This is a genomic window from Mesorhizobium sp. M1088 (assembly GCF_040318575.1).
In the GTDB taxonomy this organism is placed as follows: domain Bacteria; phylum Pseudomonadota; class Alphaproteobacteria; order Rhizobiales; family Rhizobiaceae; genus Mesorhizobium.
Genome location: NZ_JAMYMO010000010.1, coordinates 1 through 14,949 on the forward strand (window position 1 = coordinate 1; position 14,949 = coordinate 14,949).

Sequence of the window (14,949 nt, forward strand, 5' to 3'; positions counted from 1 at the left end):
CACACCCCGAAACACAAATCCCCATAGCTCACCGCCTGCGGCCCGCGGGTTCCTGCATCAGAGACTTTCGTACGCCTGACGGCACCCGAAACCCTTCAGCAATGTCGGCCGTTAAAGTTAGTTGTGCCACCGCCTTACAGCGGACGTCACCGGCGACCGCGCTTGAGGGCGTAGTTGCGCCAGGAGCGGTCATTCGATGTTCTGCCGTTGAACGGCTTCATTCGCCAGTTTAGCGGAAATTGGGCGACAGCATGGTTGCCTGAACAGGGAAGTTCGAAACCCTCTTGGTCCGCGAATCCCGCTGATTGCACGCTGCGGTGCGATATTCTGCAAGATAGCCACCCAACCAACGCCGATAGCCGCCGCATTGCTCTCGACAAGAGCACTCCTGCCGCAGACCACCTAGCTGGCAGACACTTGGCTGATCCCGGCATCGACCCAGGCACGCGTCTGCTCAAGCACTTCATCCGAGAGCGCGGGATCGTCGATCGCCCGGGCGAGGATTACTGCCCCCACCATCGCTGCCCAGCTTCCGATCGCCGCGCGGCGTCTGTCTGCCGGATCCAACTCCGGGAGCGCCTTGCCGATACGGTCGATCTGCGATCGTAGGCCTTCCGTCATGGCCGAGCGTGCAGCCGGGGTCTGATGGCGGATGGCTGCGGCAAGGCCCGCCGTCGGGCAACCGCCGGCGCAGTTGTCGCGATGCCGGGGCGAAAGATAGGAACCTACATAAGCGCGAAGATCGCCCCCTCCGCCTGAGTCCGCGGCGAGGACGTGGGCAAGGGTCTGCGCGATCAGGTCGTCCTTCGAACTGAAATGGCCATAGAAGCCGCCATGGGTGAGCCCGGCGGCCTTCATCACTTCCGCCACGCTGACCGCGTCGAACCCCTTCTCGCGAAACAGCCGGCTGGCCGCATCCAATATCCGGTGACGGTTCTCCGCCATCTGCTCTCGACTGACCTTCATTTCAAAATTCTCCGTCGGCCCCGTTGACATTTACATGATGCCCATCATATTTAGCCGCAATCATGATGATCGTCATGAATATAGGTTCCATCAGAGAAAAGAGCAATGCCATGACCACCATTCCATCAGTCCTCATCACCGGCGCCTCCACGGGCATCGGAGCTTCCTATGCCGAACGGTTCGCCCGCCGCGGACACGACCTCGTGCTCGTTGCCCGTGACGTGGCACGAATGGAGGCACTGGGAGCCCGGCTCCGTCAGGAAACTGGCGTTGCGATCGACATCATCCAGGCTGATCTTACGCAGCCTGCCGAGCTTGCAACGGTAGAGACGAGGCTGCGCGATGACGTCCGCATCGGGATTCTCGTCAACAATGCCGGAACAGCCATCGGCGGAAGCTTCATCGAGCAGAGTACCAATGACGTCGCCCGGCTCGTTGCGCTCAACACGACCGCGCTTCTGCGACTTGCCAGCGCCATCGCCCCGCGTCTTGCGAAAGCTGGCGAAGGGTCGATCGTCAACATCGGCTCCGTGGTCAGCCTGGCGCCGGAGTTCGGCATGACGGTCTACGGCGCAACCAAAGCCTTCGTGCTGTTTCTGTCGCAGGGGCTCAGCCTCGAGCTCGCACCGAAGGGTGTCTACGTCCAGGCCGTGCTGCCCGCCACGACGCGTACGGAGATCTGGGACCACGTCGGCGCCGACATCAACACGCTCTCCAACGTGATGGAGGTGGACGATCTGGTTGATGCGGCGCTGGTCGGCTTCGACCGCCGCGAACCGGTGACCATCCCGCCGCTTCCCGATGCCGGGCAGTGGGATGCGCTTCAGGCCGCGCGCCAGGCCATGCTTCCGAATTATCGGAACGAACATCCCGCCGAGCGGTACCGCAAGGTCGCCTGAGCACCAACGAAACCATTTGATAACGACCTCGTCGCGGCGGGGACAAACAAGGTGACCTATGACCAACAAAGCACTTTTTGAGCCTTATTCTCTCGGCTCGCTGACGCTCTCCAATCGTATCGTCATGGCGCCCCTCACGCGCAATCGCGCTGGCCCGGGCTTCGTTCCGGGCGATCTTGCCGCCGAGTATTACGGCCAGCGGGCCTCCGCCGGCCTGCTGATCTCCGAGGCCACGCAGATCTCGCGGCAGGGACAAGGTTACCAGGACACGCCCGGCATCTATTCTCAGGCTCAGATCGACGGCTGGCGAAAGGTCACGACCGCGGTGCACGCCAAGGACGCGCGGATTTTCCTGCAGCTCTGGCACGTCGGCCGCGTCTCGCACGTCGATCTGCAGGAGAACGGCGCCGCGCCCGTCGCGCCCTCGGCAATCCGGGCCGCGACCAAGACGTTCGTGAACAACGGCTTTGTCGAGGTTTCGGAGCCCCGCGCGCTGGCGCTCGACGAGCTTGCGGGGATCGTCAACGATTTCCGGCAAGCAGCCGCGAACGCCATTGAGGCCGGCTTCGATGGCGTCGAGATTCATGGCGCCAACGGCTATCTGCTGGACCAGTTCGCCAAGGACGGTGCCAATGTCCGCACGGATGCTTATGGCGGATCGGTCGAGAACCGCGCCCGGCTGATGCTGGAGGTTGCGACTGCGGTGGTCGAGGAGATCGGCGCAGAGCGCACCGGCATCCGGATTTCGCCCGTCTCGCCCGCCAACGGCGTCTCGAGCAGCGCCCCCCAGGCGCAGTTCGACTATATCGTCGATCAACTCGATGCTTTGGGCATCGTCTATATCCATGTCGTCGAGGGCGCCACGGGCGGATCGCGCGATGTCGCGCCGTTCGACTTCGGATCGCTCCGCCGGCGCTTCAACAATACCTATATCGCCAATAACGGCTATGACCTCAACCTCGCGGCGTCGCGGCTCGCCGAGGGCAAGGCGGACCTCTTCGCCTTCGGGCGCCCGTTCATCGCCAATCCCGACCTTGTGGAACGGCTGAAGACGCGCACGCCGCTGACGGAGTTCAACTCGGCGACGCTCTATGGCGGCGGCTCCGCTGGCTATACCGACTATCCCGCGATCGCCGCCTCAAGCCGCCCATGAGCTATCGGAGGGCGGCGCCTGCGAGGCAGCCATCCCACGTGACAGCAGCGCCTCAGGGCATCTCTCTGGCGCTCCGCTCGAACTGGTGTCCAAACCCAGGGATTCAGGAGGGCCATGGAGGGCTATAGCATAGACGTTAGCTCCTCTGGTCCGCCCAGGACCAGCCAGGCGAGATTCGTAGCACGTCGTACGTTCGCTTTACCGGCGCAAGCGGACCCGTTCACCGTGATTTCGACTGTCGTGAATGGGTCAGATCGCGTCGATGCATGGGGGCGCCTGAACGTCCGCTTCTCACATTCCAAGCCTCCAAGCCTCCAAGCCTCCAAGCCTCCAAGCCGCAAGTCCGCTTCCGTGCCCCGAACAAGACGTTCATCGAAGCGCCGCAGAACGTCCGCTATTTGCGCTACCTGCTCGATCCGATCGATGAGACGAATGGCACCTCGGCCATTCTCGGGAGCTAGCTGATTAGCCTCGGCGGTGATTCCGAACCGAAGGTCAGCGCCGCAAGATGAAACCGGTTTCGGAAAAGATCTAACAGGAAGTACCGGGCCCTGGTCAGACCGGCCGCACCAGAACGTGTTTCTTCTTGCCGAGCGACAGTTTCGCGACGTTTTCCGGGCCAAGGTCCTGCAGCGTCACCATCCTGCGATCGTCGGCCACGAGCTGGTCGTTGAGGCGCACGGCGCCGCCCTGGATATGCCGCCGTGCCTCGCCGTTGGACCCGGCCAGCCCGGCGGTGACGAACAGCGACAATATGCCGACGCCGGCTTCAAGATCGGTCCTGCCCACCTCGACGGTTGGCAGTGTTTCGGCGAGCGCCCCTTCTTCGAACGTCTTACGCGCCGTTTCGCTGGCCTCCTCCGCCGCCTCGCGGCCATGCAGCATGGCGGTGATTTCGGTGGCGAGGATCTTCTTGGCTTCGTTGATCTCCGAGCCGCCGAGCCGTTCGAGGCGTCCGACCTCGGCGAGTGGCAGGGTCGTGTAGAGCCTCAGGAAACGGCCGACATCGGCATCCTCGGTGTTGCGCCAGTATTGCCAGAACTCGTATGGGCTCAGCATCTCCGCATCGAGCCAGACCGCGCCCGAGGCCGACTTGCCCATCTTGGCGCCGGACGAGGTGGTGAGCAGCGGCGTGGTCAGCGCATAGAGCTGCGCGCCTTCCATGCGATGGCCGAGATCGATGCCGTTGACGATGTTGCCCCACTGGTCGGAGCCGCCCATCTGCAGCCGGCAGCCGAGGCGCTTGTAGAGCTCGACGAAGTCGTAGGCCTGCAGGATCATGTAGTTGAATTCGAGGAACGACAGCGACTGCTCGCGATCCAGCCGGAGCTTGACCGAATCAAAGGCCAGCATGCGGTTGACCGAAAAATGCCGGCCGACATCGCGCAGGAAATTGACGTAGTTGATGTCCATCAGCCAGTCGGCATTGTTGATCATGACGGCGTCGTTGGGGCCGCCGCCAAATTTGAGGTAGGGCGTGAAGTTGCGGCGGATGCCGGCGAGATTGTCCTCGATGTCCTGCGGCGTCAAAAGCTTGCGCGCCTCGTCCTTGAACGACGGATCGCCGATCATCGAGGTGCCGCCGCCCATCAGCGCGATCGGCCGGTGGCCGGTCTGCTGCAGCCAGTAAAGCATCATGATCTGGATCAGCGACCCGGCATGCAGGCTCCTGGCGGTGGCGTCGAAGCCGATATAGGCGCTCACCGTTTCCGTGGCGAAAAGCTGGTCGAGGCCGGCATCGTCCGAGGTCTGGTGGATGAAACCGCGCTCGCTCATCGTGCGCAGGAAATCGGATTTGAAGGCGGACATTTTCTTTCCCGAAAAGCTTCCGGCCGAACGCGGCTCGGCTATGCATGAAGGCGGGCGTTTAGCACTCAAGCGCGATCAGCAAAAGTGGAATCCGGTTTTGCGACACCCTCTTGCCTTCTCCCCTTGTGGGAGAAGGTGGATTGGCGCGCAGCGCCAAGACGGTTGAGGGGTGTTGGACGGAGTGCCGTCGTTGCCAAGCTGGAACACCCCTCATCCGACCGCGCTTCGCGCGGCCACCTTCTCCCACAAGGGGAGAAGGGAGAACCCCAAGCGTGCGGCCTGCTTGCGTCATTGTTTCGGCTGGCGTAATGAGGCGCCGCGCCAGCGGGGCTCTTCCACTGGACCGCGCGGCATCGATCGAATGCCATATCCTGTGACAGAGTCGAGATGCCGGAGATATCCATCGTCATTCCTTGCCGGAACGAGGCGGCGAACCTGCCGCTTCTGCTCGACGAGATCGGCACTGCCATGGCCGGGCGGGACTTCGAGGTCATTGTCGTCGACGACGGCTCGACAGACGATACACCTTCGGTGCTTGCCGCAGAGGCAGCGCTTCGCCGGTTTCCGCTGCGCCATCTCAGGCATGAAAAATCCGCCGGCCAGTCGCTCTCGGTGCGCTCAGGCGCCTGGGCGGCGCGCGGCGATATCGTCGCCACCATCGACGGCGACGGCCAGAACGACCCCTGTTATATCCCAGTGTTGATCGACGCGCTGCGGCAGGCTGGTCCCGAAGTCGGGGCCGCGCAGGGACAGCGTCTGAAGCGCCGCGACAGCAAGATCAAGCAACTGGCGTCGCGTTTCGCCAACGGGCTGAGAAAAGCCATCCTGCACGACGAGACGCGGGATACCGGCTGCGGCCTCAAGGCGATCTACACCGACATTTTGCGGAAATTGCCGTTCTTCGACGGCACCCACCGCTTTGTTCCGGCGCTGGTCATCCAGGAGGGCTACCGCGTCGTCCATTGCGATGTCGTCGACCGCTCCCGCCGTCACGGCAAATCGAATTACGGCATCTTCGATCGCGGCCTGCAGGGCGTGCTCGATCTTGCCGGCGTCTGGTGGCTGCGCCGCAGGCGCCGCAGAATGCCCAAAGTAGAGGAAATCAGGCATGGGTAACGTGCTTCAGGAATTGGCGACCTGGCTTCACGATGTTTTCGTCAAGCAATTCGATGCCTGGGTTCTGCTCGGCTTCGTCGCCCAGTTCTTCTTCACCATGCGCTTTCTGGTGCAGTGGGTGGCGTCGGAAAAGGCCAAGCGCAGCGTCGTGCCGATCGCCTTCTGGTTCTTTTCGCTGTTCGGCGGCGGCCTGCTGCTGATCTACGCCATCCAGCGTCAGGATCCGGTGTTCATCGCCGGCCAGGCCATGGGCCTGTTGATCTACATCCGCAATCTCTGGCTGATCGCCAACGAGCGCAAGGCGGCGATGACCAAGGTCGATTGAGTCCGCGACCGGCCTGAACCGGTCGAGCAAGCAATCCAGATTACTTGCCGTCCAGCCCGCCGTAAGACCTTACCAGCCGGACCATGTCGGCCGAATCGGCAGTCTCGCTCTCGAGCCCCTCGGCGACACCGACGCGGTCAGCGGCCGGGCGGTTCTGGCTGACTTTCCATTTGCCGCTGATTTCGGTGATTTCGATCTCCAGGCCGACGATGCCTTTGATCTGCGAGTGGATGAAGGGTGCCGGCGCGTCGGTCACCGCCCACGGCGCCGAGCGGCTGCCCTCCTGCGACATCGTCAGATCGGAAATCTGCTCGGCCAGCCAATCCTGGTTTTCGATCACCGTGACGATGCCGCGCACCTGGACGATGGCGTAGTTCCAGGTCGGTACCACCTTGCCGGTTTCACGCTTGGTCTCGTACCAGGACGGCGTCACATATGCATCGGCGCCCTGGAAGACGACCAGCACCCGCGCCAGGGGATTGTCGGCCAAAAGCCGCCATTGCGGATTGGCTTTGGCCAAATGGGCGCGAAGCCTGCCGTTCGGCGGCACATCCGCGTCTAGAAGAAAGGGAATCGCGTTGGCGACCGGCCCCTCGACGCCGTTCGACACTAGCAGGCCAAGCGGATGCGCCCGGATCAGCCCGTGCAGGACGTCCGGCCGTGTTTCCTGGAAGTGAGGCGGTTGGTACATCGCCGATTATCTCAGCCGCTTCGGCCGTGGGTCGGACAGTTCCCCGGCCAGCCGGCGATCCAGATAGTCCGCGCATTCCTCGATCAGAAGCTCCGCATGGTTGGCAAAGAAATGGTTGGCGCCGGGCAGGGTCTTCTGGGTGATGGTAATGCCCTTTTGCGTGTGCAGCTTGTCGACCAGGCCCTGCACGTCCTTGGGCGGCGCGACCTTGTCGGCGTCGCCGTGGATGATCAGGCCGGACGACGGGCATGGCGCCAGGAACGAGAAATCATAGGTATTGGGCTGCGGCGCGACCGAGATGAAGCCCTCGATCTCCGGCCGGCGCATCAGAAGCTGCATGCCGATCCACGAGCCGAACGAATAGCCGGCAACCCAGCAGCTCTTGGAATCCGGATGCAGCGACTGCACCCAGTCGAGCGCCGCGGCGGCGTCGGACAATTCGCCGGTGCCGTGGTCGAACTCGCCCTGGCTGCGGCCGATGCCGCGGAAATTGAAGCGCAGCGTGGTGAAATTGCGCTTCTGGAACATGTAGAAGAGGTCATAGACGATCTTGTTGTTCATCGTCCCGCCGAACTGGGGGTGCGGGTGCAGGACGATGGCAATCGGCGCGCTCTTTTCCTTCGAGGGCTGATAGCGACCCTCCAGACGGCCGGCCGGACCGGTGAAAATGACCTCAGGCATGAAATACTCCACTTGGCATAAATTGCGCGGCGCCCGGAACAACTTTTCCTCTGGCCTTGACGCAGGGCGAGCGTCTTTCTAGAAGCTAGTTTAGAATTGTTCAAAACTGGGCGGCCAAAAATTGTGGCTCGGCCACCCGCGCCGCAAGCCGCGTAAATAGGACGTCTTGCCTTGCAATTTCAAGGAAATAACGCGCTATCTTCGCGGAACGGCTTTTGAAGGGACCAGTTGGACGGAAATGGCCGGAGCACGCGCCTACCTCGACTACAACGCCAGCGCGCCGCTGCTTGCCTCGGCGCGCGCGGCGGTGGTGGCTGCGCTCGACGTTGCCGCCAACCCGTCCTCGGTTCATGCCGAGGGCCGCGCTGCACGGCGGCTGATCGAGGACGCCAGGCGCGACGTGGCGCGACTGGTCAACGCCAGGGCCGAGCATGTCGTATTCACCTCCGGCGCGACGGAAGCGGCCTCGACGCTGCTGACGCCGGACTGGCAAATGGGGCGCGGCGCTGTCCGTATGAGCCAGCTCTATGTGTCCGAGGCCGATCATCCTTGCCTGCTGAACGGCGGTCGTTTCCCCACGGGGCAGGTAATGCGGATCGGCGTCGACGCCGATGGCGTCGTCAGGCTCGACGTTTTGGCCGAGGCTCTCGCCCAGCATGACAAGGCCGAAGGCTTGCCGCTGGTGGCGATACACGCCGCCAACAACGAGACCGGCGTCATCCAGCCGGTTGGCCGCATTGCCGAAATCGTCAAGGCGGCGGGTGGCATCCTGGTTGTCGATGCCGTGCAGGCGGCCGGCCGCATTCCGCTCGATATGTCAGCGGGTTACGCAGACTATCTGATTCTCTCGTCGCACAAGATCGGCGGCTCAAAGGGCGTCGGCGCCATTGTCGCGGCGTCGGACCTGATGATGCCAAAGCCGCTGGTCAGCGGCGGTGGCCAGGAAAAAGGCCATCGCGGCGGCACCGAAAACCTGGCGGCGATTGCCGGGTTTGGCGCGGCGGCGCGAGAGGCGTCTGCCGGCTTGCAAACGATCGAAACGGTGCGGCAGCGTCGCGACGAAATCGAGGCGATCGTGAAAACGCTTGTTTCGGACGCCGAAATCTTCGGGACCGGCGCGCCAAGGCTTGCCAATACGACATTCTTCGCTATTGCCGGCATCAAGGCCGAGACGGCGCAGATTGCCTTCGACCTGGCCGGTGTGGCGCTGTCGGCCGGATCGGCCTGTTCGTCGGGCAAAGTCGGGCCGAGTCACGTGCTGAAAGCCATGGGTTACGGTGACGGCCTCGGCGCGTTGCGCGTGTCCATCGGCCACGCGACCAGCGCTGAAGACATTGAGCTGTTTCGTTCGGCGCTGGCGACGATCGTCGCGCGCCAAGCCGGTAAGGAAAAGGCAAACAGCGAAAAGGCCGCCTGAGCGCGGCAACGGAACGTTTGGGCCTTGCGGCCTGGTAGAGCCGTGCGTTCGAATTTGGCCGGGTGAATTTCCGGCATGAACGCACTATATGAAACGTACGCCGCCTCGGGTGCCTGATGGGTGCTCGTTTGCGGTGCCATAGTTTGAAAACTGCCGGGCCTTGACCCCGGCGTGGATGGAGAACGCTGATGCCTGCTGTGCAGGAGACGATCGATCGAGTTCGAAAGATCGATGTCGACCAGTATAAATACGGATTCCAGACCGAAATCGCGATGGACAAGGCCCCCAAGGGCCTGAGCGAAGACATTATCCGCTTCATTTCGGCGAAGAAGGACGAGCCGTCCTGGATGCTGGAATGGCGCCTGGAAGCCTATCGCCGCTGGCTGACGCTGGACGAGCCGAAATGGGCGCGCGTCCACTATCCCAAAATCGATTTCCAGGACCTCCATTATTACGCCGCGCCCAAGAGCACGCCGGGGCCGACTTCGCTCAGCGAGGTCGATCCCGAACTGCTGAAGGTCTATGAGAAGCTCGGCATTCCGCTCAGGGAACAGGAAATCCTCGCCGGCGTGCAGAAGACCGATGCGTCGGAGCTCGAGGAAGCCAGCGACAACGTCTACAAGTCGGGCCGCGTCGCCGTCGATGCGGTGTTCGATTCCGTCTCCGTCGTCACCACTTTCAAGAAGGAGCTGGCGCAGGCCGGCGTCATCTTCTGCTCGATCTCGGAAGCCATCCGCGAGCATCCGGAGCTGGTGAAGAAGTATCTCGGCTCGGTCGTGCCGACCTCCGACAATTTCTACGCAACGCTGAATTCGGCCGTGTTCACCGACGGTTCGTTCGTCTTCGTGCCCAAGGGCGTGCGCTGCCCGATGGAACTGTCGACCTATTTCCGCATGAACGAGAAGAACACCGGCCAGTTCGAGCGCACGCTGATCATCGCCGAGGAGGGGGCTTACGTCTCCTATCTCGAAGGCTGCACGGCGCCGCAGCGCGACGAGAATCAGCTTCATGCCGCGGTGGTCGAGCTGATCGCGCTCGACGATGCCGAGATCAAATATTCGACGGTGCAGAACTGGTATCCCGGCGACGCCGAAGGCAAGGGCGGCATCTACAATTTCGTCACCAAGCGCGGCGACTGCCGCGGCCATCGCTCGAAGATTTCGTGGACGCAGGTCGAGACCGGTTCGGCCATCACCTGGAAATATCCGAGCTGCATCCTGCGCGGCGACGATTCCAGCGGCGAGTTCTATTCGATCGCCGTGTCGAACGGCTACCAGCAGGTCGACAGCGGCACCAAGATGATCCATCTCGGCAAGAACACGTCCAGCCGCATCATCTCCAAGGGCATCGCCGCCGGCTTCTCGCAGAATACCTATCGCGGCCAGGTCTCGGCGCACCGCAAGGCGACCAACGCCCGCAACTTCACCAATTGCGACTCGCTGCTGATCGGCGATCAGTGCGGCGCACACACCGTGCCCTACATGGAAGCCAAGAACTCGACGGCGCAGTTCGAGCATGAGGCTACGACCTCGAAAATTTCCGAGGACCAGAAGTTCTACGTCATGCAGCGTGGCATCCCGGAAGAAGAGGCGATTGCGCTGATCGTCAACGGCTTCGTCAAGGACGTCATCCAGCAACTGCCGATGGAATTCGCGGTCGAAGCGCAGAAGCTGATCGGGATTAGTCTTGAGGGGAGTGTTGGGTGAGTTAACTGGAACGGCGATCATGGATTTGTTCAAGCGGATAGAAGGCTTGATATTTGCCGTTCTGATGCTCTTGCTGACATTGGCTGTTGGTGGTGCTGTGATGGCGTTGATAGGCGCAGTGTTTGGCTTGAGTTCGACAAAAACTATTGGTGGTTCGATTGCAGGCTTAAGCGCGGCTGGGTTTTTTAGCTGGATGTTGGTCACCAGCAAGTTTGTACGCGCTTTTCGAGCTTTTAGAAAAGTTCCGTCGCAGGCCGGGCACCGCGAACAAGAAAGTGGAAAATAATGCTTGAAATCAGAAACCTCCATGCCCGTATCGTCGATGACGGCACCGAGATCATTCGCGGCCTGAACCTGACGGTCAGGGCCGGTGAAGTCGCGGCCATCATGGGGCCGAACGGCTCGGGAAAATCGACGCTGTCCTATATCCTTGCCGGGCGCGAGGATTATGAGGTCACCGAGGGCGACATCCTCTACAACGGCCAGTCGATCCTCGACATGGATCCGGCCGAGCGCGCTACCGCCGGCATCTTTCTCGCTTTCCAGTATCCGATGGAGATACCGGGCGTGGCGACGATGGAATTCCTGAAAGTTGCGATGAATGAGCAGCGCAAGGCGCGCGGCGAGGAGCCGCTGAAAATCCCGGAATTCCTCAAGCGCGTGAAGGAAGCGGCCGCCTCGCTCAACATGGACATGGCGATGCTGAAGCGGCCGCTCAATGTCGGCTTTTCCGGCGGCGAGAAGAAGCGCGCCGAGATCCTGCAGATGAAGCTGCTCGAGCCGAAGCTGTGTGTCCTCGACGAGACCGATTCCGGACTCGATATCGATGCGCTGAAGATCGTCGCGGACGGCGTCAACACGCTGCGCTCGCCGGATAGGGCCATTGTCGTCATAACCCACTACCAGCGCCTGCTCCAATACATCGTGCCGGATACGGTGCACGTGCTCTACAGGGGCCAGGTGATCAAGTCGGGCGACAAGTCGCTGGCGCTCGATCTCGAGGCCAATGGCTATGCCGGCGTGATCGGGCAAGCCGCGTGAGATGCCGGAAGGCGGGACGAAACTGATGAATATGCACACGACACCCCAGCGAACATTGGCCGAAACGGCGCTGATCGACGCCTTTGGCGAGCGGCTGTCGCTGCTGCCTGGCGACGGCGCGGTGATGCTGAAGCGCGACGACGCCATCGAGGCGATCAAGAGCGGCCTGCCGACGCGGCGCATCGAATCCTGGCACTATACGGACCTGCGCCGGCTGCTGACCTCGGTGCCGGACTTCGATCCGGCAGCGGTCGCGAAAGCCATTGCGCCGATCGTCGAAGGCTCCTCGGTTTTGCCGGTGCTGAACGGCGTTTCGAGTACGAAACTGCCCGGTATCGAAGGCGTTGCCGTGCAGCGCCTGTCGGAGAAGCTGACCGACGGCAGCATCGCCCCGGGGCTGGATTCCTATGGCAGCGACGACGCCATCGGCGCGCTCAACACTGCCTTTGTCGCCGACGGCTATTTCGTCGACATCGCCGACGGTGCCCAACTGGAAAAGCCGATCGAATTGCAGAATTTGCAGGCCGGTGGACAGACGCATGTACGCCTGGCCGTCCGTGTCGGCGCCGGCGCCAAGGCTGTCGTCGTCGAGCGCCAGGCAGGCGAGGGGGCGGCGCTGGTCAGTTCGGTCAGCCAGCTTGTGCTTGGCGAGGGCGCCGAAGTGACATGGCTCATCGTGCAGGAGCATCCGGATACGGCGACGCACCTTGCCCAGTTCAAGGCGCATCTCGGCAAGAATTCGAAACTGACGCTGTTCGTCATGAATGCCGGCGGCAAGCTGGTGCGCCAGGAGGTCGTTGTGAAGACGACCGGCGAGGGCGCCGAATTCACCTTGCGCGGCATCAATCTGCTCGCCGGCGATACCCATACCGATGTCACTATGGTGCTCGACCACGCCGTACCGCACACAGCCTCGACCGAAGTCATCCGCAATGTGGTGACCGGCAAGGCGCGCGGCGTCTTCCAGGGCCGCATCAACGTCCACCAATATGCGCAGAAGACCAACGCCAAGATGGCCTGCAACACGCTGCTTCTGTCGGACGACGGCGAGTTCTCGACCAAGCCGGAGCTCGAAATCTTCGCCGACGACGTCGTCTGCGGCCATGGCGCGACCGTCACCGAGATCGACCACAGCCATCTGTTCTACCTAATGGCGCGCGGCGTCGACGAGAAGACCGCGCGCGGCTTGCTGGTCAAGGCCTTCGTCGCCGAAGTGATCGAGGAACTGGACGACGAGGCCATCGTCGAGGCGCTGGAAGCACGGCTCGACGATTGGTTTTTGACGCACGGGTAGAGGTGACTGAGGGGTTGGTGCCAACACCCCTCATCCGTCGCCTTCGGCGCCACCTTCTCCCACAAGGGGAGAAGGAGAGGCGCTCTTCCTTCTCCCCTTGTGGGAGAAGGTGGCCGAGCGAAGCTCGGTCGGATGAGGGGTGCTGGACAGAATGAGGCGGTGCCTCGAGAGAGCTTGTAATGGACCAGAAAGTCGAAAACATCCCCTATGACGTCGAGGCGATCCGCCGCGACTTCCCGATCCTGTCGCGGCAAGTCTACGGCAAACCGCTGGTCTATCTCGACAATGGCGCCTCGGCGCAGAAGCCACAGGCGGTGCTCGACGCTATCCAGCACGCCTATTCCCAGGAATATGCCAACGTCCATCGTGGCCTGCATTTCCTGTCGAATGCCGCGACCGACGCCTATGAGAAGGCTCGCGAGACGGTGCGCCGTTTCCTCAATGCGCCGAGCACCGACAACATCGTCTTCACCTCGAATACCACGGCGGCGATCAACACGGTCGCCTATGGTTTCGGCATGCCGAATATCGGCGAAGGCGACGAGATCGTGCTGTCGATCATGGAGCATCATTCCAACATCGTGCCGTGGCATTTCATCCGCGAGCGGCAGGGCGCGAAGCTGGTCTGGGTACCGGTCGACGATCTCGGCGTTTTTCACATCGAGGAATTCGAAAAGCGGCTGACCGATCGGACAAAACTGGTCGCCATAACCCATATGTCGAACGCGCTGGGCACGGTGACGCCGATGAAGGAGATCGTGCGCATCGCGCACGCGCGCGGCATTCCGGTGCTGGTCGACGGCAGCCAGAGCGCCGTGCATATGCCGATCGACGTGCAGGATCTCGACTGCGATTTCTTCGTCTTCACCGGCCACAAGGTCTATGGCCCGTCGGGCATCGGCGTGCTCTATGGCAAGAAGGATATTCTGGAGCGCATGCGCCCGTTCATGGGCGGCGGCGAGATGATCGAGGAGGTGACGCAAGACATCGTCACCTACAACGATCCGCCGCACCGTTTCGAGGCCGGCACGCCGCCGATCGTGCAGGCAATCGGGCTTGGTGCCGCGCTCGAATACATGGAAAAGATCGGCCGCGAACGCATCGCCGCGCACGAGGCCGATTTGAAGGACTATGCGCATCAAAAACTGCGCGCCATCAACTCGCTGCGCATCTTCGGCGATGCGCCCGGCAAGGGCGCCATCATCTCGTTCGAGCTGCAGGGTATCCATGCCCATGACGTGTCGATGGTCATCGACCGGCAGGGAGTGGCGGTCCGCGCCGGCACGCATTGCGCGCAGCCGCTGTTGAAACGCTTCGGCGTAACATCCACATGCAGGGCGTCGTTCGGCATGTATAATACCAGGGCCGAAGTCGATGCTTTGGCCGATGCGCTGGAAAAAGCGCGAAAATTCTTCGGGTGACGATCATGGATGATGCCAGCCACACCGCCGAGACCAATTCGGAAGCGACGACCAATGCGGCGGTTTCCGGATCGACAATCCCCGCCGACGAATTGGCGCGGCTGACCGACGACATCGTCTCGGCGCTGAAGACGGTCTACGACCCGGAAATCCCGGCCGACATCTACGAGCTCGGCCTGGTCTACAAGATCGACATCGAGGACGACCGCTCGGTCAAGATCGACATGACGCTGACCGCGCCCGGCTGCCCGGTGGCCGGCGAAATGCCGGGTTGGGTCGAAAATGCCGTCGGCGCCGTCGAAGGCGTTTCCGGCGTCGAGGTCAACATGACCTTCGATCCCCCCTGGTCGCCCGACCGCATGTCGGAAGAGGCACAGGTGGCGGTGGGCTGGTATTAGCATCCGACCAGACAGAGCTGGCGCACTTGCGC

The 14,949-nt window shown here is 62.2% G+C and carries 15 protein-coding genes; 11 read left to right on the forward strand and 4 right to left on the reverse strand.

The window, feature by feature from the left end; genetic code table 11:
• Positions 1-402: 402 nt before the first annotated feature.
• Complete coding sequence (locus tag NKH49_RS14775) at positions 403-966, reverse strand: TetR/AcrR family transcriptional regulator (protein WP_023674676.1); 564 nt, start codon at positions 964-966, stop codon at positions 403-405.
• Positions 967-1,076: 110 nt separating this feature from the next.
• Between NKH49_RS14775 and NKH49_RS14780 the strand changes: the two genes are divergently transcribed.
• Positions 1,077-1,865 (forward strand): SDR family NAD(P)-dependent oxidoreductase, encoded by a 789-nt coding sequence (locus NKH49_RS14780; RefSeq protein WP_352926411.1) that lies wholly within the window; start codon positions 1,077-1,079, stop codon positions 1,863-1,865.
• 58 nt (positions 1,866-1,923) lie between these two features.
• The gene (locus tag NKH49_RS14785) at positions 1,924-3,018 is read left to right on the forward strand and encodes an alkene reductase (RefSeq protein ID WP_352501563.1); all 1,095 of its coding nucleotides are present in this window, start codon (positions 1,924-1,926) and stop codon (positions 3,016-3,018) included.
• Between the two features lie 555 nt (positions 3,019-3,573).
• Here NKH49_RS14785 and tyrS read toward each other — a convergent pair.
• On the reverse strand, positions 3,574-4,827 hold the full coding sequence (tyrS, locus tag NKH49_RS14790; RefSeq protein WP_352501564.1) for a tyrosine--tRNA ligase: 1,254 nt from the start codon (positions 4,825-4,827) through the stop codon (positions 3,574-3,576).
• Positions 4,828-5,214: 387 nt separating this feature from the next.
• On the opposite strand from tyrS, the gene NKH49_RS14795 reads away from it, so the two are divergent.
• Positions 5,215-5,943 carry a glycosyltransferase family 2 protein gene (locus NKH49_RS14795; RefSeq protein WP_352766841.1) on the forward strand — a complete coding sequence of 243 codons (729 nt, stop codon included), beginning with the start codon at positions 5,215-5,217 and terminating at the stop codon, positions 5,941-5,943.
• Positions 5,936-6,268 carry a lipid-A-disaccharide synthase N-terminal domain-containing protein gene (locus tag NKH49_RS14800; RefSeq protein ID WP_023674681.1) on the forward strand — a complete coding sequence of 111 codons (333 nt, stop codon included), beginning with the start codon at positions 5,936-5,938 and terminating at the stop codon, positions 6,266-6,268. The genes NKH49_RS14795 and NKH49_RS14800 overlap by 8 nt, the downstream gene beginning before the upstream one ends.
• A 40-nt stretch (positions 6,269-6,308) precedes the next feature.
• Here NKH49_RS14800 and NKH49_RS14805 read toward each other — a convergent pair whose 3' ends face one another.
• Together NKH49_RS14805 and NKH49_RS14810 are read right to left on the reverse strand one after the other, a co-directional pair.
• Positions 6,309-6,959: an FMN-binding negative transcriptional regulator gene (locus NKH49_RS14805; protein WP_352926414.1), complete on the reverse strand. Its 651-nt coding sequence runs from the start codon at positions 6,957-6,959 to the stop codon at positions 6,309-6,311.
• A 6-nt stretch (positions 6,960-6,965) separates the two neighbouring features.
• A complete protein-coding gene (locus tag NKH49_RS14810) occupies positions 6,966-7,640 on the reverse strand; it encodes an alpha/beta hydrolase (RefSeq protein ID WP_023674683.1) in 675 nt (224 codons plus the stop codon).
• A gap of 238 nt (positions 7,641-7,878) precedes the next feature.
• Between NKH49_RS14810 and NKH49_RS14815 the strand changes: the two genes are divergently transcribed.
• The 7 genes from NKH49_RS14815 (at position 7,879) to NKH49_RS14845 (ending at position 14,917) form a co-directional block, all read left to right on the forward strand.
• The gene (locus NKH49_RS14815; protein WP_352926417.1) at positions 7,879-9,057 is read left to right on the forward strand and encodes a cysteine desulfurase family protein; all 1,179 of its coding nucleotides are present in this window, start codon (positions 7,879-7,881) and stop codon (positions 9,055-9,057) included.
• 188 nt (positions 9,058-9,245) lie between these two features.
• Positions 9,246-10,763 carry a Fe-S cluster assembly protein SufB gene (gene sufB / locus NKH49_RS14820; RefSeq protein ID WP_023674685.1) on the forward strand — a complete coding sequence of 506 codons (1,518 nt, stop codon included), beginning with the start codon at positions 9,246-9,248 and terminating at the stop codon, positions 10,761-10,763.
• Positions 10,764-10,782: 19 nt separating this feature from the next.
• Positions 10,783-11,049, forward strand: coding sequence for a hypothetical protein (locus NKH49_RS14825; RefSeq protein WP_352926420.1), 267 nt, complete (start codon positions 10,783-10,785; stop codon positions 11,047-11,049).
• Positions 11,049-11,804 carry a Fe-S cluster assembly ATPase SufC gene (gene sufC / locus NKH49_RS14830; RefSeq protein WP_352746447.1) on the forward strand — a complete coding sequence of 252 codons (756 nt, stop codon included), beginning with the start codon at positions 11,049-11,051 and terminating at the stop codon, positions 11,802-11,804. The genes NKH49_RS14825 and sufC overlap by 1 nt, the downstream gene beginning before the upstream one ends.
• 25 nt (positions 11,805-11,829) lie before the next feature.
• Entirely contained in the window at positions 11,830-13,098 is a 1,269-nt protein-coding gene (gene sufD, locus NKH49_RS14835) for a Fe-S cluster assembly protein SufD (protein WP_352926423.1), read from the forward strand.
• A gap of 179 nt (positions 13,099-13,277) precedes the next feature.
• On the forward strand, positions 13,278-14,519 hold the full coding sequence (locus NKH49_RS14840) for a cysteine desulfurase (protein WP_352926426.1): 1,242 nt from the start codon (positions 13,278-13,280) through the stop codon (positions 14,517-14,519).
• 5 nt (positions 14,520-14,524) lie between these two features.
• On the forward strand, positions 14,525-14,917 hold the full coding sequence (locus NKH49_RS14845) for an SUF system Fe-S cluster assembly protein (protein ID WP_352474719.1): 393 nt from the start codon (positions 14,525-14,527) through the stop codon (positions 14,915-14,917).
• The last annotated feature ends 32 nt before the right edge of the window (positions 14,918-14,949 follow it).